Annotated in this window: 23 protein-coding genes; 17 read left to right on the plus strand and 6 right to left on the minus strand. The window is 62.4% G+C overall.

Translation table 11 applies throughout. The features are described from left to right. Positions 1–214: 214 nt before the first annotated feature. Complete coding sequence (locus PVZ78_RS26860; RefSeq protein WP_009050221.1) at positions 215–1147, minus strand: lipid A biosynthesis lauroyl acyltransferase; 933 nt, start codon at positions 1145–1147, stop codon at positions 215–217. A 121-nt stretch (positions 1148–1268) separates the two neighbouring features. Between PVZ78_RS26860 and minC the strand changes: the two genes are divergently transcribed. The 9 genes from minC (at position 1269) to PVZ78_RS26905 (ending at position 10453) form a co-directional block, all read left to right on the plus strand. Continuing rightward, positions 1269–2006, plus strand: a complete 738-nt coding sequence (gene minC / locus PVZ78_RS26865) for a septum site-determining protein MinC (protein WP_009045065.1) — start codon at positions 1269–1271, stop codon at positions 2004–2006. A gap of 168 nt (positions 2007–2174) precedes the next feature. Next, complete coding sequence (minD, locus tag PVZ78_RS26870; RefSeq protein WP_009050222.1) at positions 2175–2987, plus strand: septum site-determining protein MinD; 813 nt, start codon at positions 2175–2177, stop codon at positions 2985–2987. Next, a complete protein-coding gene (gene minE, locus PVZ78_RS26875; protein WP_007928666.1) occupies positions 2988–3242 on the plus strand; it encodes a cell division topological specificity factor MinE in 255 nt (84 codons plus the stop codon). 117 nt (positions 3243–3359) lie between these two features. Continuing rightward, positions 3360–3995: an RluA family pseudouridine synthase gene (locus PVZ78_RS26880; protein ID WP_007928667.1), complete on the plus strand. Its 636-nt coding sequence runs from the start codon at positions 3360–3362 to the stop codon at positions 3993–3995. Between the two features lie 157 nt (positions 3996–4152). Beyond that, positions 4153–4989 carry a hypothetical protein gene (locus PVZ78_RS26885; RefSeq protein WP_009050223.1) on the plus strand — a complete coding sequence of 279 codons (837 nt, stop codon included), beginning with the start codon at positions 4153–4155 and terminating at the stop codon, positions 4987–4989. Between the two features lie 105 nt (positions 4990–5094). Beyond that, on the plus strand, positions 5095–6384 hold the full coding sequence (locus PVZ78_RS26890; RefSeq protein ID WP_007928670.1) for a M18 family aminopeptidase: 1290 nt from the start codon (positions 5095–5097) through the stop codon (positions 6382–6384). Between the two features lie 202 nt (positions 6385–6586). Continuing rightward, positions 6587–6763 (plus strand): hypothetical protein, encoded by a 177-nt coding sequence (locus tag PVZ78_RS26895; protein ID WP_007927853.1) that lies wholly within the window; start codon positions 6587–6589, stop codon positions 6761–6763. 79 nt (positions 6764–6842) lie between these two features. After that, positions 6843–8999, plus strand: a complete 2157-nt coding sequence (locus PVZ78_RS26900; RefSeq protein WP_009050224.1) for a mechanosensitive ion channel family protein — start codon at positions 6843–6845, stop codon at positions 8997–8999. 107 nt (positions 9000–9106) lie between these two features. Further along, a complete protein-coding gene (locus PVZ78_RS26905; RefSeq protein WP_124314212.1) occupies positions 9107–10453 on the plus strand; it encodes an amidohydrolase in 1347 nt (448 codons plus the stop codon). A gap of 58 nt (positions 10454–10511) precedes the next feature. Here PVZ78_RS26905 and phnR read toward each other — a convergent pair whose 3' ends face one another. Then, positions 10512–11225: a phosphonate utilization transcriptional regulator PhnR gene (gene phnR / locus PVZ78_RS26910; RefSeq protein WP_009050226.1), complete on the minus strand. Its 714-nt coding sequence runs from the start codon at positions 11223–11225 to the stop codon at positions 10512–10514. A 352-nt stretch (positions 11226–11577) separates the two neighbouring features. On the opposite strand from phnR, the gene PVZ78_RS26915 reads away from it, so the two are divergent. The 6 genes from PVZ78_RS26915 (at position 11578) to PVZ78_RS26940 (ending at position 16967) form a co-directional block, all read left to right on the plus strand. Then, positions 11578–12645: an ABC transporter substrate-binding protein gene (locus tag PVZ78_RS26915; RefSeq protein WP_009050227.1), complete on the plus strand. Its 1068-nt coding sequence runs from the start codon at positions 11578–11580 to the stop codon at positions 12643–12645. A 126-nt stretch (positions 12646–12771) separates the two neighbouring features. Then, positions 12772–13578, plus strand: coding sequence for an alkaline phosphatase family protein (locus PVZ78_RS26920; RefSeq protein ID WP_009050228.1), 807 nt, complete (start codon positions 12772–12774; stop codon positions 13576–13578). Beyond that, complete coding sequence (locus tag PVZ78_RS26925) at positions 13557–14420, plus strand: ABC transporter permease (RefSeq protein ID WP_164485203.1); 864 nt, start codon at positions 13557–13559, stop codon at positions 14418–14420. The genes PVZ78_RS26920 and PVZ78_RS26925 overlap by 22 nt, the downstream gene beginning before the upstream one ends. Next, positions 14407–15207, plus strand: a complete 801-nt coding sequence (locus tag PVZ78_RS26930) for an ABC transporter permease (protein WP_009050230.1) — start codon at positions 14407–14409, stop codon at positions 15205–15207. Before PVZ78_RS26925 ends, PVZ78_RS26930 begins: the two co-directional genes overlap by 14 nt. Further along, entirely contained in the window at positions 15204–16193 is a 990-nt protein-coding gene (locus PVZ78_RS26935; protein WP_016704401.1) for an ABC transporter ATP-binding protein, read from the plus strand. Before PVZ78_RS26930 ends, PVZ78_RS26935 begins: the two co-directional genes overlap by 4 nt. A gap of 120 nt (positions 16194–16313) precedes the next feature. After that, entirely contained in the window at positions 16314–16967 is a 654-nt protein-coding gene (locus PVZ78_RS26940; protein ID WP_009045076.1) for an HAD family hydrolase, read from the plus strand. A gap of 112 nt (positions 16968–17079) precedes the next feature. On the opposite strand, the gene PVZ78_RS26945 is transcribed toward PVZ78_RS26940, so the two are convergent. After that, a complete protein-coding gene (locus tag PVZ78_RS26945; protein ID WP_009050232.1) occupies positions 17080–18042 on the minus strand; it encodes a zinc-binding dehydrogenase in 963 nt (320 codons plus the stop codon). 138 nt (positions 18043–18180) lie between these two features. Between PVZ78_RS26945 and PVZ78_RS26950 the strand changes: the two genes are divergently transcribed. After that, on the plus strand, positions 18181–20265 hold the full coding sequence (locus PVZ78_RS26950; protein ID WP_164485204.1) for a carboxy terminal-processing peptidase: 2085 nt from the start codon (positions 18181–18183) through the stop codon (positions 20263–20265). Positions 20266–20398: 133 nt separating this feature from the next. Further along, entirely contained in the window at positions 20399–22225 is a 1827-nt protein-coding gene (locus PVZ78_RS26955) for a bifunctional diguanylate cyclase/phosphodiesterase (protein WP_009050234.1), read from the plus strand. Here PVZ78_RS26955 and PVZ78_RS26960 read toward each other — a convergent pair. The 3 genes from PVZ78_RS26960 to PVZ78_RS26970 are packed head-to-tail and all read right to left on the minus strand — an operon-like array spanning position 22161 to position 23302. Next, positions 22161–22592, minus strand: a complete 432-nt coding sequence (locus tag PVZ78_RS26960; RefSeq protein ID WP_038634234.1) for a hypothetical protein — start codon at positions 22590–22592, stop codon at positions 22161–22163. The genes PVZ78_RS26955 and PVZ78_RS26960 overlap by 65 nt on opposite strands. Continuing rightward, on the minus strand, positions 22593–22964 hold the full coding sequence (locus PVZ78_RS26965) for a hypothetical protein (protein ID WP_003179080.1): 372 nt from the start codon (positions 22962–22964) through the stop codon (positions 22593–22595). Then, entirely contained in the window at positions 22961–23302 is a 342-nt protein-coding gene (locus PVZ78_RS26970) for a helix-turn-helix domain-containing protein (protein WP_028683112.1), read from the minus strand. The genes PVZ78_RS26965 and PVZ78_RS26970 overlap by 4 nt, the downstream gene beginning before the upstream one ends. Between the last annotated feature and the right edge of the window lie 46 nt (positions 23303–23348).

Genomic DNA, 23348 nt, shown 5'->3' on the forward strand with positions numbered 1-23348 from the left:
CGCTGATAAAGGGCTTTCAATCTTGGCTCTGTACGAAAAGTGGCTACGCGCTGGGCGCCTTCGGCGCTACGCAGGTCATGCTGCGTTAAAAACAGGCTCGGAATGCTCATGTAGGCCCCTACAGTCGAACGCGACCCCGGCCGTTCCTCGCCTGTTTTTGCCTTGCCTGACCTTCGCTCGCCGACCTTTCGTCCTAGAGCCTAACGCGATAATTTCAACCGCGCTTCTTATACAGCTTCGGCTCGCCTGGCGGGCGGCTCTTGAAACGGCGATGCGCCCACAGGTACTGCTCCGGGCACTCGCGCAGCACGCCTTCGATCCACTGGTTGATGCGCAGGCAATCGGCCTCTTCGGTCTCACCCGGGAAATCCTGCAACGGCGGGTGAATCACCAAGCGATAACCACTGCCATCGGCCAGCCGCTGCTGAGTGAAAGGCACCACCAGGGCCTTGCCCAGCCGGGCGAACTTGCTGGTGGCGGTAACCGTCGCCGCCTGGATGCCGAACAGCGGCACGAACACGCTCTGCTTGGCGCCGTAATCCTGGTCCGGTGCGTACCAGATGGCACGCCCGGCACGCAGCAGCTTGAGCATGCCGCGCACGTCTTCACGCTCCACGGCCAGGGAATCCAGGTTGTGCCGTTCGCGGCCACGGCGCTGGATGAAATCGAACAGCGGGTTCTTGTGCTCGCGGTACATGCCATCGATGGTGTGCTGCTGGCCCAGCAACGCCGCGCCGATTTCCAGGGTGGTGAAGTGCAGGGCCATGAGGATCACGCCCTTGCCTTCCAGCTGCGCCTGCTTGAGGTACTCCAGCCCTTCGACATGGGCCAGGCGCGCCAGGCGCGGCTTGGACCACCACCAGCTCATGGCCATCTCGAAAAAGGCGATGCCAGTGGAGGCGAAGTTTTCCTTGAGCAGGCGCTTGCGCTCGGCCGCGGACTTCTCGGGGAAACACAGTTCCAGGTTGCGCTTGGCGATCCGCCGACGCTCGCCGGCCACCCGGTACATCAACGCGCCCAGGGCACGGCCGATCCACAGCAGCAGCGGATAGGGCAACTGGACCACCAGCCATAGCAGGCCCAGGCCCAGCCACAGCGGCCAAAAACGGGGATAAAGAAATGCAGCTCGAAAACGCGGGCGATCCATTACAGATTCCGGACAGACAACAAGGTCGCGCATTCTACATCGGTTCGACCCGGCTTGCGGCCCGCGGGCGTTCTCGTTATAAGTCTCGGCACTTTTAGTGACAAGCCGCTTTATGCCGACCATGAGCCAAACCGAATCGCAAGACCTGGATCCTGTGTTCCAGTTGAAGGGCAGCATGCTGGCCATCACCGTGCTGGAACTGGCCCGCAACGACCTCGAAGGCCTCGATCGCCAACTGGCGGCGAAGGTCGCGCAAGCCCCGAATTTCTTCAGTAACGCCCCGCTGGTGCTGGCGCTGGACAAACTGCCGGCCAGCGAAGGCGCCGTCGATCTGCCCGGCCTGATGCGCGTCTGCCGTCACCATGGTCTGCGCACCCTGGCGATCCGCGCCAGCCGCATCGAAGACATCGCCGCGGCGATCGCCGTTGATCTGCCGGTCCTGCCTCCCTCCGGCGCCCGCGAGCGGCCGCTGGAACCGCAGGAAAACGAAGCCCGGAAAAAGCCTGAAAAACCGCCTGAGCCGACCATCAAGCCCACCCGCATCATCACTTCGCCAGTACGCGGCGGACAGCAGATCTATGCCCAGGGTGGTGATCTGGTAGTGACCTCGTCGGTCAGTCCGGGTGCGGAACTTCTGGCCGATGGCAACATCCATGTATACGGCCCGATGCGCGGTCGAGCGCTGGCCGGGGTCAAGGGCGACACCAAGGCACGGATTTTCTGTCAGCAGTTGAGCGCTGAACTGGTGTCCATCGCCGGCCAGTACAAGGTTTCCGAGGACCTGCGGCGCGACCCGTTGTGGGGCGCCGGGGTCCAGGTCAGCCTGTCGGGTGACGTGTTGAACATCACACGTCTTTAACGGATACTGCCGCATTTTCCAGGCATCTCTAAAACCTAGCGAATACGGCTCAAACGAAGTAGGAGCAGGTGTTAACCGACCTCCAGCCAAGGCTGTCCGACTGCAGTAGTTTTCATAGAGATGTTTTTCAGGGGCTAAAAAGTCCTTCTTCCTTAGGGGTGAAACACCTTGGCCAAGATTCTCGTGGTTACATCCGGCAAGGGTGGTGTGGGTAAGACCACCACCAGCGCCGCTATCGGTACCGGCCTCGCTCTGCGCGGCCACAAAACTGTCATCGTCGACTTCGACGTCGGCTTGCGTAACCTCGACCTGATCATGGGTTGCGAACGTCGCGTGGTGTATGACTTCGTCAACGTGGTCAACGGCGAAGCCAACCTGCAGCAAGCCCTGATCAAAGACAAGCGCCTGGAAAACCTCTACGTACTGGCCGCCAGCCAGACCCGCGACAAAGACGCGCTGACCCAGGAAGGCGTGGAAAAAGTGCTGATGGAGCTCAAGGAGACCTTCGATTTCGTGGTCTGCGACTCCCCGGCCGGTATCGAGAAAGGCGCCCACCTGGCCATGTACTTCGCCGACGAAGCGATTGTCGTGACCAACCCTGAAGTTTCCTCGGTGCGCGACTCCGACCGTATGCTCGGCCTTTTGGCCAGCAAGTCCCGCCGCGCCGAAAGAGGCGAAGAGCCGATCCAGGAACACCTGCTGATCACCCGCTACCACCCGGAGCGCGTCGAAAAAGGGGAAATGCTCGGTGTCGAAGACGTCAAGGAAATCCTTGCAGTGCGCCTTCTGGGCGTGATCCCGGAATCCCAGGCGGTGCTCAAGGCCTCCAACCAGGGCGTGCCGGTGATTCTCGACGACCAGAGCGACGCCGGCCAGGCCTACAGCGATACCGTTGATCGCTTGCTGGGCAAGGAAAAGGAACACCGGTTCCTCAATGTCGAGAAGAAGGGATTCTTCGAGCGCCTGTTTGGAGGTAGGTAAATGAACCTTTTTGACTTCTTTCGTGCCAGCAAAAAAGTAAGCACCGCGTCGGTAGCGAAAGAGCGTCTACAGATCATCGTGGCGCATGAACGCGGCCAACGCACTACCCCCGATTACTTGCCTGCCTTGCAGAAGGAACTGGTGGAAGTAATCCGCAAGTACGTCAATATCGGGTCCGATGACGTGCACGTCGCTCTGGAAAACCAGGGCAGCTGCTCGATCCTGGAACTCAATATCACCCTGCCTGATCGCTGATCGACCAGGCTGGAGCCACGGCGGCTCGATCCCTCGGTTTTTCTACAGGAGCAAGCCTGCTCCTGTAGAAGCCGGGCTGATCGAGCCGCCGTTGGCGTTTGTTACGAGGCTGTTTTAATGCCGCTGTCGAATATCCGCATCATTCACCAGGACGCCGCTGTCCTGGTGGTGGACAAACCTACCCTGCTGCTCTCAGTGCCTGGCCGGGCCGATGACAACAAGGATTGCCTGATCACCCGCCTGCAGGAAAATGGCTACCCGGAAGCCCGCATCGTCCACCGGCTGGACTGGGAAACCTCCGGCATCATCCTGCTGGCCCGCGACCCCGATACCCACCGCGAACTGTCCCGGCAATTTCACGACCGCGAGACCGAAAAAGCCTACACCGCATTGTGCTGGGGCCAACCGGAACTGGACAGCGGCAGCATCGACCTGCCACTGCGCTACGACCCGCCGACCAAACCGCGGCACGTGGTGGACCACGAATTCGGCAAGAACGCCCTGACTTTCTGGCGCGTGCTGGAACGTTGCGGCGACTGGTGCCGTGTCGAGTTGACCCCGATCACCGGGCGCTCGCACCAGTTGCGGGTGCATATGCTGTCCATCGGTCACCCGCTGCTGGGCGACGGTCTGTATGCGCATCCACAAGCGCTGGCCGCCTGGCCACGCCTGTGCCTGCACGCCAGCATGCTCAGCTTCACCCATCCGCAGAGTGGCGAACGCCTGCGCTTCGAATGCCCGGCACCGTTCTGATCGAGAGCGGCCACCGTAGCGGGACGCCCCTCGATTGAGGGGCACACAACCTCAGAAAAATCCGACCAAAAATTAAGATTAATCCGAATAATTTGTTATGAATTTGTGAAAAAAATATTAAAATAGTGGCTATTCGATATTAAGGCAGGAAGCCCTCGTGCTCAGCAGTCAGCCATTTCAACGCGATTACCCTTTCACCTTCTGCTTTCTGAATACCACCCTGCACCTTCGCGAAAAACCTTCGGCAAACGCCTGCACAGCCCTCGAACAACTTATCCGCCAACGTCACGCACACAAACAGACCCGCGCCAGCGCGCCTTTGGCGAACGGCGAGACACCGCTGTTCGCCAAGGTGCAGCCTCTGGATACACTCAAGGCGAAAGTTCGCGTCACCCTGGGCAAGCCCCAGCGCAACGGCCGCTTCGACTGGCCGCTGGAAGAGCTGATCAACACCGTCGAAGCCCAGCGACGCGGCGTACAGATGTCCGACCTTGAAGGATTCGGCTATACCCGGGATCGCCTGGGACTGGTACAGGAATACTTCATCCTTACCCGCCTGCTGGACGATTACGTCGACGGCGTACAGTGGTTGCGCAACAACCCGGACAAGATCGAGCCCTTTATCCGCGATGCATTCGGCCTGCTGCACTCCCTCGCGCAAAAGAACATCACCCACATGGACTTCTGGGCCGGCAACATCATGATCAGCCCCCAGGCTCCACTCAAGGCCATCGACTTCGAGAACTGCTTCGCGACCATCACGCCCCATCCCAGCGAAACCCTGGGTTTTCAGTTGGGGTTCTTCTACCGTCGCGAAGTCTACAAACTGATCACCGAAGCGCAGTACGACGCGCTGGTGGAGGAATACCTCGATCAACTGCCGGGCATTTGCGCAGAGAAATTCAACCAGGTTTACCAGGCCAGCAAGCATGAATATGTGGGCCGCAAGCAACGCCGCGAAGTGTTCCTCAAAGGCAACCTGATCACCGGCTGAGCCGTTCTCCCTGCCGCGATGAATGTTGTCTCCCTCAACGGCATTGCGCCTGCAATGCCGCGAGCCGATACGGTAAACTCGCGCCACTGCTGTCTGGAGTTACTTATGCGCGAAGAGTTGAACCAGGGCCTGATCGACTTCCTCAAGGCCTCCCCTACCCCTTTCCATGCAACCGCCAGCCTCGTTCAACGCCTGGAGGCCGCGGGCTACCAGCGTCTCGACGAGCGCGAGCCGTGGACCACCGAAGCCAACGGTCGCTACTACGTCACCCGCAATGACTCCTCCATCGTGGCCGTCAAGCTGGGTCGGCATTCGCCCCTGCAAGGCGGGATCCGCATGGTCGGCGCGCACACCGACAGCCCGTGCCTGCGGGTCAAGCCGCAACCGGAACTGCAACGCCAGGGCTTCTGGCAACTGGGCGTGGAAGTCTACGGCGGCGCCTTGCTGGCGCCTTGGTTCGACCGCGACCTGTCGCTGGCCGGCCGCGTCACCTTCCGTCGCGACGGCAAGGTCGAAAGCCAGCTGATCGACTTCAAGGCGCCCATCGCGATCATCCCCAACCTGGCCATTCACCTCAATCGCGAAGCCAACCAGGGCTGGGCCATCAATGCCCAGACCGAGTTGCCGCCGATCCTCGCGCAATTCGCCGGCGACGAGCGGGTCGACTTCCGCGCGGTGCTGACCGACCAGTTGGCTCGCGAACACGGCCTGAACGCCGATGTGGTGCTCGATTACGAGCTGAGCTTCTACGACACCCAAAGCGCCGCGGTGATCGGCCTGCACGGCGACTTCATCGCTGGCGCGCGCCTGGACAACCTGCTGTCCTGCTACGCCGGCCTGCAAGCCTTGCTCAACGCCGACACCGAGGAAACCTGCGTGCTGGTCTGCAACGACCACGAAGAAGTCGGCTCCTGCTCGGCCTGCGGCGCCGACGGCCCGATGCTCGAGCAGACCCTGCGCCGCCTGCTGCCCGAAGGCGACGAATTCGTGCGTACCATCCAGAAGTCGCTGCTGGTCTCGGCCGACAATGCCCACGGTGTGCACCCCAACTACGCCGACAAGCACGATGCCAATCACGGCCCGAAACTCAATGCCGGCCCGGTGATCAAGGTCAACAGCAACCAGCGATACGCCACCAACAGCGAAACCGCCGGTTTCTTCCGCCATCTGTGCATGGCCGAGGAAGTGCCGGTGCAAAGCTTCGTGGTGCGCAGCGACATGGGCTGCGGCTCGACCATCGGCCCGATCACCGCCAGCCACCTGGGCGTGCGCACCGTGGATATCGGCCTGCCGACCTTCGCCATGCACTCGATCCGCGAACTGTGCGGCAGCCACGACCTGGCGCATCTGGTGAAGGTACTGAGCGCGTTCTACGCCAGCCGCGACCTGCCGTAAGCCCTCTTCTGTAGGAGCGAAGCTTGCTCGCGATGAACGATGATGCGGTCGTCCAGTACCTCCGCGTCGCCGCCATCGCGAGCAAGCTTCGCTCCTACAAGACGCGAAAATCCAGGCATCGAGGCATTTCTGATGCACATCAACCCGAACTCCGCCAAAGCCACCTAGACTGGTGAGTATCCCCTCCGACAAGGCTGTCGCCATGATCTCGATGTCTTCGTTCCACGCCATGCTCATTCCCATTCTCTCGGGGATGATCCTGCTGGCCATCGGCTACAACTTCCGCGACAAGAATGCCGGCATCTTCAGCATGTGGGCCGGTATGCTGCTGATCCTTGGCACCGTGATCTACAAGATCCTCGCCAAACTCGCCGAATAAAATGCGCCGTCCAGGCTCGCATTGGTATTAGCTGCCTCGTACACTCGGTCGATCCGCTTTTTCTGAGGTTGACCGCCCAGTGTTCGCTCGTCTTTCCGTTCTGCCCTACTGCCTGTTTCTCTGTCTCCTGACACTATTGCCGCTGTCATCAGCCCAGGCGGTGGGTCTGCCGGGCCTGCTCAACAGCGGTAAAACCCAGCCACAAGCCGAGCAGCCCCTGGGACAGTCGCTGGACGAGGTCATCAAATCCCTGGAAAACGACCAGCAACGCAGCCAGTTGCTGACCGACCTGAAAAAGCTCCGCGACGCCACGAAAAAAGCCCAGACGCCCGCCGAAGAAGGCGTGCTCGGCCTGATCGGCGGCACCCTGTCCAGCTTCGAAAAACAGTTCTCCGGCGCCGACAGCCCGATCACCCGCTGGTCGAACGAATTCGATCAGGCCCAGGATGAACTGGCGGCCCTGATGCTGCCGGCCAGCGAATGGCTGCCGATCATCTTCGCCTTCGCCCTGATCCTGATGGTCTGGAGCCTGCTGGCGGCGGCGCTGATCTGGCTCAGCCACCGCCTGCGGGAGCGTTTCGGCCTCACCGAAGAACTGCCGCAGCACCCCAAGACCTGGGACCTGCTGCGCTTCGCCCTGCGCAAACTGGGGCCCTGGCTGATCGCGCTGATCATGACCGTGTACATGACCTACAAACTGCCGTCGTCCCTGGGCAAGGACCTGGCCATGGTCCTGGCTTACGCACTGGTGGTCGGCACCTGTTTCTCGGCGATCTGCGTGATCGCCTTTTCCGTGCTGGACGGTCCGAACCGTCACCGCGCACTGTACATTCTGCGCCGCCAGGCGTTCCGCCCATTGTGGCTGATCGGCAGTTTCGCCGCCTTCGGCGAGGCCTTGAGCGACCCACGATTGATCGCCAGCCTGGGCAGCCACCTGGCGCACACCGCGGCCACCTTCGCCAATGTCATGGCGGCCTTGTCCACCGGGGTGTTCATCCTGCGTTTCCGGCGGCCGATCGCGCACCTGATCCGCAACCAGCCGCTGTCCCGCCGCCTGACCCGCCGCGCCCTGAGCGACACCATCGAGATCATCGGCACCTTCTGGTACCTGCCAGCGCTGGTGCTGGTGGCCATCTCTCTGTTCGCCACCTTCATTTCCGCCGGCGACACCAGCACTGCCCTGCGCCAGTCGCTGATCTGCACCGTGCTGCTGGTGCTGTGCATGGTGATCAACGGCCTGGTGCGCCGCCATTCCCTCAAGCCCCAGCGCGGGCACAAGCGCCACGCCCTGTACTCCGAGCGCCTGAAAGGCTTCTTCTACACCCTCGCCCACCTGATGGTGTGGCTGGTGTTCATCGAGCTCGGCCTGCGGGTCTGGGGCATGTCGCTGATCCGCTTCACCGAAGGCGACGGCCACGAAATCAGCGTCAAGCTGTTCAGCCTCGGTGGCACCCTGCTGTTCGCCTGGCTGATCTGGATCCTCAGCGACACCGCGGTGCATCACGCCCTGACCCGTTCGCGCAAAGGCCTGGCCAATGCCCGGGCGCAGACCATGATGCCGCTGATCCGCAACGTGCTGTTCGTGGCGATCTTCATCATCGCCCTGATCGTCGCCCTGGCGAACATGGGCATGAACGTCACGCCGCTGCTGGCCGGTGCCGGTGTGATCGGCCTGGCCATCGGTTTTGGCGCCCAGTCGCTGGTGGCCGACCTGATCACCGGCCTGTTCATCATCATCGAGGACTCCCTGGCCATCGACGACTACGTGGACGTCGGCGGCCACCTGGGTACCGTCGAAGGCCTGACCATCCGCACCGTGCGCCTGCGGGACATCGACGGCATCGTGCACACCATCCCGTTCAGCGAAATCAAGAGCATCAAGAACTACTCCCGGGAGTTCGGCTACGCGATCTTCCGGGTGGCCATTCCGTACAACATGGACATAGACGAGGCCATCAAGCTGATGCGCGATGTCGGCCAGAAGATGCGCACCGACCCGCTGCAACGGCGCAACATCTGGTCGCCGCTGGAGTTCCAGGGGGTGGAAAGCTTCGAGTCCGGCAACGCGATTCTGCGCGCCCGCTTCAAGACCGCGCCGATCAAGCAATGGGAGGTGTCACGGGCCTTCAACCTGTCCCTCAAGCGCCACCTCGACGAAGCCGGAATGGACCTGGCCACGCCACGCATGAGCGTGCAAGTGATCACCGCCGGCGGCGGGCCCCAGCAAGAGGAGTAAGGCGTCCGGCCGCGCACTGGCAAGGGCGCGGCCGCACTCTCCACGGTTGGGGCGGTCACAGGTTTTGCCACCTGAGCAGCACAACAATAATCATGGAGAGAGTCCCTATGCAGTTATCCGCTATCGCCCAAGCCTGCCTGATCGGCGTCCTGGCCTTGTCCAGCCAGGCCGCCAACGCCGTCGACGACAGCGCCATGGAACAGGCACGCCAGCACATCGCCGAACAGGCCAAGGCCCTGGAGCCGGCGCTGCTGGAAACCCGTCGCGATATCCACGCCCACCCGGAACTCGGCAACACCGAACAACGCACCGCCGAACTGGTGGCCACGCAATTGCGCGCCCTGGGCCTGGAGGTCAAGACCGGCGTCGCCCGTACCGGCGTGGTGGCGGTGCTCAAGGGCGCCCTGCCCGGCCCGACCGTGGCCCTGCGCGCCGACATGGACGCGCTGCCGGTCAAGGAAGTCGCGGACCTGCCGTTCGCCTCCAAGGCCAAGGGTCGCTACCTGGACAAGGAAGTGGACGTCATGCACGCCTGCGGCCATGACGCCCACACCGCCATCCTGCTGAGCACGGCGAAAATCCTCAGCGACATGCGCGAGCGCCTGCCCGGCACCGTGGTGTTCTATTTCCAGCCCGCCGAAGAAGGCCCGAGCGATTTCGTCCCCGACGGCAAGAACACCTGGGGCGCGAAGATGATGGTGCAGGAAGGCGTCATGAAATCGCCCAAGCCGGACGCGGTGTTCGGCCTGCATGTCTGGGCCGGGATTCCGGCCGGGCGCATCGCCTATCGCCCGGGCCCGACCCTGGCCAGCTCCGACGACCTGCGTATCAGGATCCTCGGCAAGCAGACCCACGCCGGCCGCCCCTGGGACGGCATCGACCCGATCACGGTCGGCGCCCAGACCGTCGTCGGGTTGCAAACCGTGGTCAGCCGGCGCACCGATATCTCATCGTTTCCCTCGGTGGTCAGCATCGGCACCATCAACGGCGGCACGCGCTACAACATCATCCCCGAGTCGCTGGACATGACCGGCACCATCCGCTCCTACGACTACGGCATCCGCCAGAAGCTGCACAGCGATGTGCGCCAGACCGTGGAAAAGATCGCCGAAAGCGGTGGCGCCAAGGCCGAGGTGAGCATCATCGAGAAGTACGACCCGACCATCAACGACCCGGCCCTGACCGAGAAAATGCTGCCGAGCCTGCGCTGGGCGGCCAAGGACGATGTGGTGCAGGGCCCGTTGGTGGGAGGCGCGGAAGACTTTTCCTTCTATGCCAAGGAGGCGCCGGGGCTGTTCGTGTTCCTCGGCGTGACGCCACGGGACCAGGACATGGCCAAGGCCGCGCCGAACCACAACCCGGGGTTCTTTGTCGATGAATCGGCGCTGCTGGTGGGCGTGCGTACCCTGGCGTCATTGACCACCGATTATCTGTTCGCCGGGGCCAAACCCTAAGGATTGAAACGCTCCTGGCGTCATCGCGAGCAAGCCCGCTCCTGCAACGGGAGCGGGCTCAGACCACATCGACGCCGACATGGATCGCATCGTGGCGCCAGAACTCCAGGTCGCAGTCGATCAGCCGTTGGTGCTGGTCGTAATTGACCCGGGCGATCCGCAGCCCCGGACTGCCCGCCGACACCTTCAGCGCCGCCGCGGCTTCCACCGGCAAGGAAGTCGGCACGATCTCGAAACGCACCCGACCGTAATGCAGGTCGTAGTGCCGCGCGTACAGCTCGGTGATCGACTGGTTCAGGTCGAATTCGAGGATGCCCGGAAAGTACTGTGGATTGAGGTAGTGCTCCACATACAGCACCAGGCGCTCGTCGATGCGCCGTACCCGACGGATCTGGATCACGCTGGACAGCGCCGGCAGCTGCAGCCAGGCACAGACCGCCGCTGAAGCCGGTTGCAGGCGCGCCGAGATCATCTCGGTCGACGGCACCCGTCCCTGGGCACTGACCATCGCGTGAAAGTGGCTGCGCTGCATCAAGTTGTAGGCCAGCCGCGGTGGCGAGACGAACCAGCCGCGTCGCTCCTCGCGATAGATCTGGCCCTGGGCCTCCAGCTGCAACAAGGCTTCGCGCACGGTAATCCGGGTCGTACCGAACAACTCGCTGAGCTTGCGCTCGGCCGGCAGCTTGCTACCGGGCGCCAACAACCCGTGATCGATCTGTTCCTGCAGGACCTGCCCAATGGCTGTCACCGCCTTGACTGCCTCTTCGCGCATCAACGTTACCTATCTGGACTAGACCAGCACTGTTTCAGGGCAAAACGTGCCTGGAAAAAAGGCACTCAGCCTTCACCGAGAGCCTAGGCAATGCATATGACTGACAGATGACAAAGCCGCCCAACGGCTGTGCCAGACGCCTGCAATTGGCTGGCCAAGTCCTTTCATATCAGCCGTTTAGCCTTGGTCTACGCTTATCTCGCAGCCCCGCACCTGCCGCCCGCGAATGCCTTGCAGGACTGATGCCGACATTAAAGTGTCATCCAGCCGGCTTAAATTGGCTCAGGTATTGCTGACCTAGACCAACAACGTTAGACAAACACAGCGTTGAACACGCCCAAAGGAGCTTCGGATGAAACAGCTTTTCCTGGCATCACTGTTAGGCTCGACCATCGCCCTGTGCACCGCCGCCATGGCCGCTGATACCGACTTGAAGACCCTGGAAGCCGCGGCGAAAGCCGAAGGCGCCGTCAACAGCGTCGGCATGCCCGACGACTGGGCCAACTGGAAAGGGACCTGGGAAGACCTGGCCAGGAACTACGGCCTCAAGCACATCGACACCGACATGAGTTCGGCCCAGGAGATCGCCAAGTTCGCCGCCGAGAAAGACAACGCCAGCGCCGATATCGGCGACGTGGGCGCGGCCTTCGGCCCGATCGCGGTCAAGCAGGGCGTGGTCCAGCCTTACAAGCCAAGCACCTGGGACCAGGTCCCGGACTGGGCCAAGGACAAGGACGGCAACTGGGCGCTGGCCTACACCGGAACCATCGCCTTCATCATCAACAAGAAGCTGCTGCACGGTTCCGAAGCGCCGAAAAGCTGGGCCGACCTGGAGAAAGGCAAATACAAGGTCTCCATCGGCGACGTGAGCACCGCCGCCCAGGCCGCCAACGGCGTGCTGGCCGCGGCCATCGCCAAGGGCGGCGATGAAAAGAACATCCAGCCCGCCCTGCTGATGTTCGCCGAGATCGCCAAGCAAGGGCGCCTGTCGCTGGCCAACCCGACCATCGCCACCATGGAAAAGGGTGAAGTGGAAGTCGGCGTGGTCTGGGACTTCAACGGCCTGAGCTACCGCAACAAGATGGTCAACAAGGACGACTACATCGTGCTGATCCCGTCGGACGGCTCGGTGATCTCCGGCTACACCACTATCATCAACAAATACGCCAAGCACCCGAACGCAGCCAAGCTGACCCGTGAATACATCTTCAGCGATGCCGGGCAGATCAACCTGGCACGCGGCAATGCGCGTCCAATCCGCGCCGAGCACCTGACCCTGCCCGCCGAAGTCCAGGCCAACCTGCTGCCCAACGAGCAGTACAAGAAAGTCACGCCGATCAAGGACGCCGATGCCTGGGAGAAGACCTCCAAGGCCCTGCCACAGAAATGGCAGGAAGAAGTGATCATCAACATGCAGTAATGCTGCATCTGTAGGAGCGAGCTTGCTCGCGATCCAGGCACTGCGGTCTGCCCTGGAACCGCAGAGACGCCATCGCGAGCAAGCTCGCTCCTACAGGCACCTGGTTGTCTTGCGGAGTCCTCCCCCATGCCACACAACGTCATCCTTGTCGTGCTCGACGGCCTCAACCACGAGGTCGCCCGCCATGCCATGGGACACCTTCAGGCCTACGTCGGCGCAGGACGCGCCGCGCTGTACAAGCTGGAATGTGAACTGCCGGCCCTGTCCCGACCGCTCTACGAATGCATCCTGACCGGGGTGCCACCGCTGGACAGCGGCATCGTGCACAACAACGTCTCGCGCCTGTCCAACCAGCGCAGCATTTTCCACTATGCCAGCGCCGCCGGGCTCAGCACCGCCGCCGCGGCCTATCACTGGGTCAGCGAGCTGTACAACCGCTCACCGTTCGAGCCAGCCCGGGACCGGCATACCGACAACAAGAAGCTGCCGATCCAGCACGGGCATTTCTACTGGAACGACCACTATCCCGATTCCCATCTGTTCGCCGATGCCGAGCACCTGCGGCTGCGCCATGCGCCGAACTTTCTGCTGGTGCACCCGATGAACATCGACGATGCCGGGCACAAGCATGGCCTCGACAGCCCGCAATACCGCAACAGCGCACGCTCGGCCGACATCATCCTCGCCGACTACCTGCAAGGCTGGCTCGACGCCGGCTACCAGGTGCTGGTGACGGCCGACCACGGCATGAACAACGACCGTTCCCACAACGGCCTGTTACCCGAGGAGCGGGAAGTGCCGCTGTTCGTCCTCGGCGATGCGTTCAGCTTCAGCCCCGTCGCCACCCCGGATCAGACCGAGCTGTGCGGCACCATCTGCGAATTGCTCGGCGCGCCCCACGACAAACCTGTATGCCGGGAGTTGCTGAAGTGAATGCATTCACCCGCGGCAAATGGCTGGCGATCCTGTGCCTCTTGCCCTTTGCCCTGTTCTTCATCGTGTTCCAGATCGCCCCGCTGCTCTGGGTGCTGGTCAACAGCCTGCAATCGGAAGAGTTCGGCTGGGGCCTGGCCAACTTCAACAAGATCTTCAGTTCCAGGTTCTATCTGCAAGCCATCCAATACAGCCTGGAAATCAGCTTCTGGTCGAGCCTGTTCGGTATCGTCATCGCGATCCTCGGCAGCTATTCGCTGCGCCGGGTCGACTCGAAGCTGCGCAACTTCGTCAACGCCTTCGCCAACATGACCAGCAACTTCGCCGGCGTGCCCCTGGCGTTCGCCTTCATCATCCTGCTGGGTTTCAACGGCAGCATCACCATCATGCTCAAACAGGCGGGGATCATTCAGGACTTCAACCTGTACTCCAAGACCGGCCTGATCATCCTCTACACCTACTTCCAGATCCCCCTCGGCGTGCTGCTGCTCTACCCGGCCTTCGACGCCCTGCGCGAAGACTGGCGCGAGTCCGCGGCCTTGCTTGGCGCCAGCGGCTGGCAGTTCTGGCGCCACATTGGCCTGCCGGTGCTGACCCCGGCGCTGCTGGGGACCTTCGTCATCCTGCTGGCCAACGCCCTGGGCGCCTATGCCACGGTCTATGCGCTGACCACCGGCAACTTCAACGTGCTGCCGATCCGCATCGCCGCCATGGTTTCCGGCGACATCTCCCTGGACCCGAACATGGCCAGCGCCCTGGCCGTGGTCCTGGTGGCGCTGATGACCCTGGTGACCATCGTCCATCAGTTGCTGTTGAAGAGGAGCTACCATGTCTCGCGCTGAACCCGGCTCCGCCGCCCTCTATCACCGGCTCGTGGTGTACCTGCTGTTCGCAATCCTCCTGCTGCCGCTGGCCGGGACCCTGGTCTACTCCATCGCCAGCAGCTGGTCGGCGACCATCCTGCCCAGCGGCTTTACCTTCAAGTGGTATATCCAGCTGTGGAGCGACCCGCGCTTCCTGCACGCCTTCGGCCAGTCGCTGCTGGTCTGCGTCGGTGCGCTGATCCTGTCGGTGGTGCTGATCCTGCCGCTGCTGTTCGTGGTGCACTACCACTTCCCACGGCTCGATGCGCTGATGAACATCCTGATCCTGCTGCCGTTCGCGGTGCCGCCGGTGGTGTCCTCGGTGGGCCTGCTGCAACTCTACGGTTCAGGGCCGTTCGCCATGGTCGGCACACCGTGGATCCTCGTCGGTTGCTACTTCACCGTGGCCCTGCCCTTCATGTACCGGGCGATCACCAACAACCTGCAGGCGATCAACCTGCGCGACCTGATGGACGCCGCCCAGCTGCTGGGCGCCAGCACCTGGCAGGCGGCTTTCCTGGTGGTGCTGCCGAACCTGCGCAAGGGCCTGATGGTGGCCCTGTTGCTGTCGTTCTCGTTCCTGTTCGGCGAATTCGTGTTCGCCAACATCCTGGTGGGCACCCGCTACGAAACCCTGCAGGTCTACCTGAACAACATGCGCAACAGCAGCGGCCACTTCACCAGCGCGCTGGTGATTTCCTACTTCTTCTTTGTGCTGGTTCTGACCTGGGCCGCCAACATCTTGAACAAGGACAAAAGCCAATGAGCTTCGTCAGCGTCCAACACCTGCAGAAAAACTACAGTGGCACCCCGGTGTTCAGCGACATCAACTGCGAAATCCACAAGGGCGAATTCGTCACCCTGCTCGGCCCCTCCGGCTGCGGCAAGTCCACCCTGTTGCGCTGCATCGCCGGCCTGACTCCGGTGGACGCCGGCAAGATCCTCCTCGACGGCCACGACATCGTGCCCCTGAGCCCACAGAAACGCGGGATCGGCATGGTGTTCCAGAGCTATGCGCTGTTCCCCAACATGACCGTGGAACAGAACGTGGCTTTCGGCCTGCGCATGCAGAAGGTCAACGCCGACGAGAGCCACAAGCGCGTGCTCGAAGTCCTGCGCCTGGTGGAACTGCACGACTTCGCCAGCCGTTATCCCCATCAACTGTCCGGGGGCCAGTGCCAGCGCGTGGCGCTGGCCCGCTCGCTGGTGACCCGTCCGCGCCTGTTGCTGCTGGACGAGCCGCTGTCGGCGCTGGACGCACGGATCCGCAAGCACCTGCGCGAGCAGATCCGGCAGATCCAGCGCGAACTGGGGCTGACCACGATTTTCGTCACCCACGACCAGGAAGAAGCCCTGACCATGTCCGACCGCATCTTCCTGATGAACCAGGGCAAGATCGTCCAGAGCGGTGACGCCGAGACGCTCTACACCGCCCCGGTGGATGTGTTCGCTGCGGGCTTCATCGGCAACTACAACCTGCTGGATGCAGAAAGCGCCAGCAAGCTGTTGCAGCGGCCGATCAATGGGCGTATCGCGATACGCCCCGAAGCCATCGAACTGCGCAAGGACGGCGAACCCGACGCGCAGATCCGCAGCCACAGCCTGCTGGGCAACGTGATCCGCTACCGGGTCGAGGCCCGTGGCGTAGAGCTGGTGGTGGATGTATTGAACCGCTCGCCGGACGATCTGCACCCCGACGGCCAACGCCTGGCCCTTTCCATCGATCCCGCGGCCCTCTGTGAGGTAGCTTGACGGCAGCGATAAGCTTCAAGCAGCGAGCTTCAAGTTATAGATAGACCGCTAAGCACCTAAAACCAATTCTTGCAGCTTGAAGCTTATAGCTTGAAGCTGTTCTCGGAGAGAACTGCACTAATGGCCCTGGCAATTTTTGATCTGGACGAGACCCTGATCCACGGCGACTGCGCCACCCTCTGGAGCGAACAGATGGGGCGCCTGGGCTGGGTCGACAGCGAGTCTTTCATGCGCCGCAACAATGAACTGATGGACGCCTACAGCCATGGCAAGCTGGCCATGGAGGAGTTCATGGCCTTCAGCCTGGAGCCGATGGCCGGCCGCACCCCGGAAGAGGTCGGGCACCTGGTCGGCCCCTGGGTCGAGGACGTGATCGAGCCGATCATTTTCAGCGACGCCTGCAAGGCCATCGCCGCACACCGCAAGGCCGGCGACCGGATCCTGGTGATCTCGGCCTCGGGCACTCATCTGGTCCAGCCCATCGCCGAACGCCTGGGCATCGATGAAGTCCTGGGGATCGAGCTGGAGGTGCTGCACGGGGTCTACAGCGGTAATACCCTGGGCACCCTGACCTACCGCGAAGGCAAGGTCACCCGCCTGCTGGAATGGCTGGATGCCGAAGAAGAAAACCTCGAGGGCGCGAGCTTCTATTCCGATTCGCGCAACGATTTGCCGTTGCTGCTGAAGGTCGATTACCCGCACGTGGTCAACCCGGACCCGGTGCTGCGCGAACACGCGGAAAAGGCCGGCTGGCCGATTCACCAGTGGAAATAAGCGCCACTGTAAGCCGCTGCCGCAGGCTGCGATAAGCCCGAAGGGCTTCAGCGATCTTCAGATCTTGCGCCCACGTTGTGGGCGATCGCAGCCTGCGGCAGCGGCTACAGGATCAGACCAACGTTTCGTCGATCAGCAGCACCAGCTTGCCCGACACCTGGTTGGTCGCCAGCTCGGCAAAGGCCGCCTCGGCGTCCTTGATCGGGAAGGTCATGGCCAGTTGCGGGCTCAAACGTCCTTCGGCGAACAGCGGCCACACATGCTGGCTGAGGTCGCTGAACAGATCGGCCTTGAACTGTTCGTTGCGGCTGCGCAGGGTCGAGCCCAGCAACTGGATGCGCTTGCCGAGGATCTGCGCCAGGTCCAGTTGGGCCTCGCGCCCGCCCATCAGCCCGATCAGCACCCAGCGCCCGTCCAGGGCCAGCAGCTTGACGTTGTGCGCCGCATAGTTGGCGCCGACCGGATCCAGGATCACATCGAACGGCCCGAAATCCCGCAGCCCTTCCAGGCCATCGGTGCGCACCACGCCGCCCTGGGCGCCCAGTGCCTCACAGTAGGCCAGGCGATCGGCGGAACCGACGCTGACCCAGCACGGGTTGCCGAATGCCTTGCACAACTGGATCGCGGCCGAACCGACGCCGCTGGCGCCAGCGTGCAGCAACACCTTTTCCCCCGGTTTGAGGGCCGCCAGCTGGAACAGGTTCAGCCAGGCGGTGCTGTACACCTCCGGCAGCGCCGCCGCCTCCGCCAGGGACAGTCCTTCCGGCACCGGCAGGACATGACGGGCGTCGACCACCACTTCCTCGGCCATGCCGCCCCCGGCCAGCAGCGCGCAGACCCGATCGCCGACCTGCCACGCCGAACCCGGCCCGACCTCGCTGATCACGCCCGAGCACTCCAGGCCCAGCACCTTGCTGGCGCCCGGTGGCGGCGGATAGAGCCCGGCCCGTTGCAACAGGTCGGCCCGGTTCAACCCTGCGGCCGCCACGCGGATTCGCACTTGTCCTACGTCGCACGTCGGACTTGGCTCTTCAACCCACTCCACATGACCTTCAACGCCTTGCAATGCTTTCACAGTGCCTCCATAGTGAGTCTGGACTGAGCCCGGAGCTGTAGCACCGGGCTTTTTGCATTATGCGACCGGCCCTTGTGGAACCGGCGACTTCAAAGACGGCCTAATATGCGTTATCAATTGCCCCCGCGTCGAATCAGCATGAAGCATTTGTTCCCCAGCACCGCCCTCGCTCTTTTCATTGGTCTCGGTCTGCTGCCGATGTCGACCAATACGTTCGCAGCCAATAGCTGGGACAAACTTCAGCCGGATCGCGACGAGGTAATTGCCAGCCTCAATGTCGTCGAGCTGCTCAAGCGTCATCACTACAGCAAGCCACCGCTGGACGACGCGCGCTCGGCGATCATCTATGACAGCTACCTGAAGCTGCTGGACCCGTCGCGCAGCTACTTCATGGCCAGTGACATCGCGGAATTCGACAAGTGGAAAACCCAGTTCGACGACTTCCTGAAAAGCGGTGACCTGAACGCCGGCTTCATCATCTACAAGCGCTACCTGGACCGCGTCAAGGCGCGTCTGGACTTCGCCCTGGCCGAGCTGGGCAAAGGCGTCGACAAATTCGACTTCACTACCAAGGAATCCTTGCTGATCGATCGCAAGGACGCGCCTTGGCTCAAGACCACCGCGGAACTCGACGACCTGTGGCGCAAGCGCGTCAAGGACGAAGTCCTGCGCATGAAGATCGCTGGCAAGGAACCCAAGCAGATTCAGGAAACGCTGACCAAGCGCTACAAGAATCAGCTCGCCCGCCTGGACCAGACCCGCGCCGAAGATATCTTCCAGGCGTACATCAACACCTTCGCCATGTCCTACGACCCGCACACCAACTATCTGTCGCCGGATAACGCGGAGAACTTCGACATCAACATGAGCCTGTCGCTGGAAGGCATCGGCGCCGTGTTGCAGAGCGACAACGACCAGGTCAAGGTCGTGCGCCTGGTGCCGGCCGGCCCGGCGGACAAGACCAAGCAGGTGGCTCCGGCGGACAAGATCATCGGCGTGGCCCAGGGCGACAAGGAAATGGTCGACGTGGTCGGCTGGCGCCTGGACGAAGTGGTCAAGCTGATCCGCGGTCCGAAAGGCTCGGTGGTGCGCCTGGAAATCATCCCGGCGAGCAACGCGCCGAACGACCAGACCAGCAAGATCGTCTCCATCACCCGCGAAGCGGTGAAGCTGGAGGAGCAGGCGGCGAAGAAGTCGATCCTCAACCTCAAGCAGGATGGCAAGGACTACAAGCTCGGGGTCATCGAGATCCCGGCCTTCTACCTGGACTTCAAGGCCTTCCGTGCCGGCGATCCGGACTACAAGAGCACCACCCGTGACGTGAAGAAGCTGCTGACCGAGTTGCAGAAAGACAAGGTCGACGGCGTGGTCATCGACCTGCGCAACAACGGCGGCGGCTCCCTGCAGGAAGCCACCGAGCTGACCAGCCTGTTCATCGACAAGGGCCCTACCGTGCTGGTGCGTAACGCCGACGGCCGGGTCGACGTGCTCGAAGACGAAAACCCTGGTGCCTTCTACAAAGGGCCGATGGCGCTGCTGGTCAACCGTCTCTCGGCTTCGGCCTCGGAGATTTTCGCCGGTGCGATGCAGGACTATCACCGTGCGCTGATCATCGGTGGCCAGACCTTCGGCAAAGGCACCGTGCAGACCATCCAGCCGCTCAACCATGGCGAGCTGAAACTGACCCTGGCCAAGTTCTACCGGGTTTCCGGGCAGAGCACCCAGCATCAGGGCGTGCTGCCGGACATCGATTACCCGTCGATCATCGACACCAAGGAAATCGGCGAAAGCGCCCTGCCCGAAGCCATGCCGTGGGACACCATTCGCCCGGCCATCAAGCCGGCGGTGGATCCGTTCAAGCCATTCCTCGCGCAGCTGAAATCCGAGCATGACGTGCGCTCGGCCAAGGACGCCGAGTTCGTCTTCATCCGCGACAAGCTGGCCCTGGCCAAGAAGCTGATGGCGGAAAAAACCGTCAGCCTCAACGAAGCCGAGCGTCGGGCGCAGCATGCCGACATCGAGGCCAAGCAGCTGACGCTGGAAAACATCCGCCGCAAGGCCAAGGGTGAAGAGCCGCTCAAGGAGTTGAAGAAAGAAGACGAAGACGCCATCGCGGCCGCCGATCCGGACAAGACCAAGCCGGAAGACGATGCTTACCTGAGCGAAACCGGGCGAATCCTCCTCGATTACCTGAAGCTCAACACCGCGGTAGCCAAGCACTGAGATGATGGCAATTTAATGCTGACGCTCCTCGGAGCGTCATCAAACAGTCATCATTCTGTCGTGAAATAAAGGACCGGGCGCTGCTCTTGAATCAAGGGCACGCCCGGTCCTTTTTTTATCGACAGAGATCGCCATGACCACGACCGAACAGCTGAGTGCCTTGAGCTCAATCCTGGCTCAAAGCGGTTTGCACAGTCTGTTCCAGCCGATCATCTGTCTCTCCGAGCGGCGCATTCTCGGCTACGAAGCCTTGACCCGCGGCCCGTCCAACAGCCCGCTGCACTCCCCTGTCGCCCTGTTTGCCGTGGCCCGCCAGGTCGGACGCCTCAGCGAGTTGGAAATCGCCTGCCGCCAGAGCGCCTGCAAGGGCTTCAGCGAGCAGCGGTTGCCCGGCAAGCTGTTTCTCAACGTCTCTCCGGAATCGCTGCTGGAAGCCGCCCACCAGCCAGGGCGCACCCTGCAATTGCTGCAGGACTTCGGTATCCCGCCGAGCCAGGTGGTGATCGAACTCACCGAACAGACGCCGATCGATGACTTCCAGCTGCTGCACGATGCGCTGCATCACTATCGGGACATGGGGTTCTCGATCGCGCTGGACGACCTCGGCGCCGGTTATTCGAGCCTGCGCCTGTGGTCCGAGCTGCGCCCGGACTACGTGAAGATCGACCGGCACTTTATCGACGGCATTCACCAGGATGCCCTCAAGCGCGAGTTCGTCGGTTCGATCCTGCAAATTGCCAAGGCCTCCCGCGCCCAGGTGATCGCCGAGGGCATCGAAGTGGCGGAAGAGCTGGCGGTGCTCACGGAAATGGGCGTGGACCTGCTGCAGGGTTACCTGCTCTGCCGTCCCCAGGAGCACCCGCCCCGCGATGGCCGCAACCTGCTGCCCAAGCGCGAAAGCACTCCCGCGACGCTCAACGACGAAGGCAGCGACCTCAGTGCCCTGCTCAACGAACAACCAGCGGTAGCACGCGACATACCGACGGCCACGGTGCTGGAAGCCTTCCGCCGCCAGGCCAACCTCAATTCGCTGGCGGTGCTCGATGAACAGGGCCAGCCCTGCGGCATCGTGCACCGCCATTCGTTGTCCGACGCCCTGCTCAAGCCCTTCGCCACCGACCTGTTTGCCCGCAAGCCCATCAGCCGCCTGATGAACGACGACTTCCTCGCGGTGGAGCTCAGCCAGTCGCTGCAACAGGTCAGCCGCCTGATCACCAGCCGCGCGCGGCAACGGATCGAGGAGGATTTCATCATCACCCTCAACGGCGGCTACCTGGGCCTGGGACGGGTGATCGATGTGCTCAAGCTGATAACCGAACTGAAGATCCAGCAGGCGCGTTATGCCAACCCGTTGACCCTGCTGCCTGGCAACGTGCCGATCCAGCAGTGCCTGACCCACCTGCTGCAACAAGGGCGGGAATCACTGATCTGTTACGTGGATATCGACAGCTTCAAGCCCTTCAACGATATCTATGGCTACGGCCGTGGCGATGAAGTGCTGCTGTGTCTGGCGCAGTGCCTGAATGACCGGGTGGACCCCAGCCGCGATTTCGTCGGCCATATCGGCGGCGACGACTTTCTCCTGGTATTGGGCCCCGAGGACTGGCAAAAGCGCCTGAACCAGCTGCTGGACGATTTCCACAGCCAGTGCCGGCGCTTCTATCGCAGCGAACACCTGGAAGCCGGCTGCTTCATCGCCCCGAACCGCCAGGGCATTCGCCAGGAGTTCGCCTTGCTGTCACTGTCCATTGGCGTGGTGCATCTGTATCCACAGGCCTGTGGACAACTCGATGCCAGCCAGCTGGCCGAACTGGCCTCGCAAGCCAAGCACCACGCCAAGAACGTGCCGGGCTACAGCATTCATGTGATCGACAGCCGCCAGGTGGCCGGCGGCTTTACGGCTGGCGCGGACCGGCTAGCGGATCCGGCGTACTCGACGGATTCAGCTGCGCCAGCTTGACCTCGGCCAAGGGGTGCCCGGCCTTCGCCGCCAGGGTCCACCAACGGGCCGCTTCTGCCGCATCCGCCGCCTTGCTGGGTGAACCGGCCAGGCTGATGACGCCCATCTGATAGGCCGCCTTGGCGTCCCCGGCCAAGCCGGCAAGACGCAACAGGCGTATGCCTTCTTCACGGGCCCCCAGGCCCTGGCCACGAAAGGTCAGGATATGGCCATAAAAGCTCTGCGCACCGACGTCCCCCAGGTTCGCCATGCGCGCCAGTTGCCCCTCCAGCCAGTGCCAGCCCCGGGGTTGACGCACAAACCAGGGCCAATGAAACAACCGGCGGGCCAGCCAGTAGCCGGCCCGCGCCTTGAGGCGCCAGTACACTCAGGCCTCCGCCGACTCAGGGTATTCGTACTCGAATACACGAACCACTTCCGAGGCATGCCATGAGGCGGCCGCCACCCCGTCGGAAGGCCCGGAAAAACGCCCGAGGCGCTCCACACACTCGAAAAAACCGGTGCGCGGCAAACGGCTCGCCCCCTGGCTGATCACCAGCGAACTGCGCAACGGCTGCTCCGCACGCGCATCCAGCGCGGCCAGATGCTCGAGGGCCGCTGTCAGGGTCTGCATGGCGGGACTGGGTAGCTGCAAGCGCTCAAGCAGAGCGCGATAGGTCAAAAGATGGCGTTGCCGACGGGCCTGGTCGAGTTCCCCCAACAGGCCATCCCAATGTTGACGACTGATCCTTACGCTCACGATTCATCCCTCCAACCCGGAACCGTCAATTCCCAGGCCAGGCTACGGCGTATAGCGGCGTCCGGTTGACGCTCACCGCTTTCAATCATGGCCAGATATGACGGACTGATACCTACCGTACGGGCAAGCGCCTCGATGGCGATGCCCTTGGTTTCACGCAAACTGCGGAGTTGATCCAGACCCGGAAGTGGCTGGTCGGCTGCGGTCGCGACAGGTCCCCTGGCCTCTCGCGGAGATTGATCGGTGATACCTGCGGCCTTTAGCAAAGCCTGATACTGAGCCCATGGCAGCACCGCATACTCGGGCTCGCCATCGCGTGCAATTATCTGAATATCCATTACTACCCCGTAGGACGACACATAACGAGTCGGACTTTTCCTTATG

The organism is Pseudomonas sp. SBT1-2 (genome assembly GCF_028640875.1).
Taxonomy (GTDB): Bacteria; Pseudomonadota; Gammaproteobacteria; order Pseudomonadales; family Pseudomonadaceae; genus Aquipseudomonas; species Aquipseudomonas chlororaphis_I.

Bases quoted from the DNA above. Each gene is read 5' to 3' on its own strand.
- minE (WP_007928666.1), top strand. From the start codon at position 2,988: ATGAACCTTTTTGACTTCTTTCGTGCCAGCAAAAAAGTAAGCACCGCG.
- PVZ78_RS26860 (WP_009050221.1), bottom strand. From the start codon at position 1,147: ATGGATCGCCCGCGTTTTCGAGCTGCATTTCTTTATCCCCGTTTTTGG.
- phnR (WP_009050226.1), bottom strand. From the start codon at position 11,225: ATGCGCGAAGAGGCAGTCAAGGCGGTGACAGCCATTGGGCAGGTCCTG.
- PVZ78_RS26880 (WP_007928667.1), top strand. From the start codon at position 3,360: ATGCCGCTGTCGAATATCCGCATCATTCACCAGGACGCCGCTGTCCTG.
- minC (WP_009045065.1), top strand. From the start codon at position 1,269: ATGAGCCAAACCGAATCGCAAGACCTGGATCCTGTGTTCCAGTTGAAG.
- PVZ78_RS26970 (WP_028683112.1), bottom strand. From the start codon at position 23,302: ATGGATATTCAGATAATTGCACGCGATGGCGAGCCCGAGTATGCGGTG.
- PVZ78_RS26895 (WP_007927853.1), top strand. From the start codon at position 6,587: ATGATCTCGATGTCTTCGTTCCACGCCATGCTCATTCCCATTCTCTCG.
- PVZ78_RS26905 (WP_124314212.1), top strand. From the start codon at position 9,107: ATGCAGTTATCCGCTATCGCCCAAGCCTGCCTGATCGGCGTCCTGGCC.
- PVZ78_RS26925 (WP_164485203.1), top strand. From the start codon at position 13,557: ATGCCGGGAGTTGCTGAAGTGAATGCATTCACCCGCGGCAAATGGCTG.
- PVZ78_RS26940 (WP_009045076.1), top strand. From the start codon at position 16,314: ATGGCCCTGGCAATTTTTGATCTGGACGAGACCCTGATCCACGGCGAC.
- PVZ78_RS26930 (WP_009050230.1), top strand. From the start codon at position 14,407: ATGTCTCGCGCTGAACCCGGCTCCGCCGCCCTCTATCACCGGCTCGTG.
- PVZ78_RS26890 (WP_007928670.1), top strand. From the start codon at position 5,095: ATGCGCGAAGAGTTGAACCAGGGCCTGATCGACTTCCTCAAGGCCTCC.
- PVZ78_RS26920 (WP_009050228.1), top strand. From the start codon at position 12,772: ATGCCACACAACGTCATCCTTGTCGTGCTCGACGGCCTCAACCACGAG.
- PVZ78_RS26915 (WP_009050227.1), top strand. From the start codon at position 11,578: ATGAAACAGCTTTTCCTGGCATCACTGTTAGGCTCGACCATCGCCCTG.
- PVZ78_RS26950 (WP_164485204.1), top strand. From the start codon at position 18,181: ATGAAGCATTTGTTCCCCAGCACCGCCCTCGCTCTTTTCATTGGTCTC.
- PVZ78_RS26935 (WP_016704401.1), top strand. From the start codon at position 15,204: ATGAGCTTCGTCAGCGTCCAACACCTGCAGAAAAACTACAGTGGCACC.
- PVZ78_RS26955 (WP_009050234.1), top strand. From the start codon at position 20,399: ATGACCACGACCGAACAGCTGAGTGCCTTGAGCTCAATCCTGGCTCAA.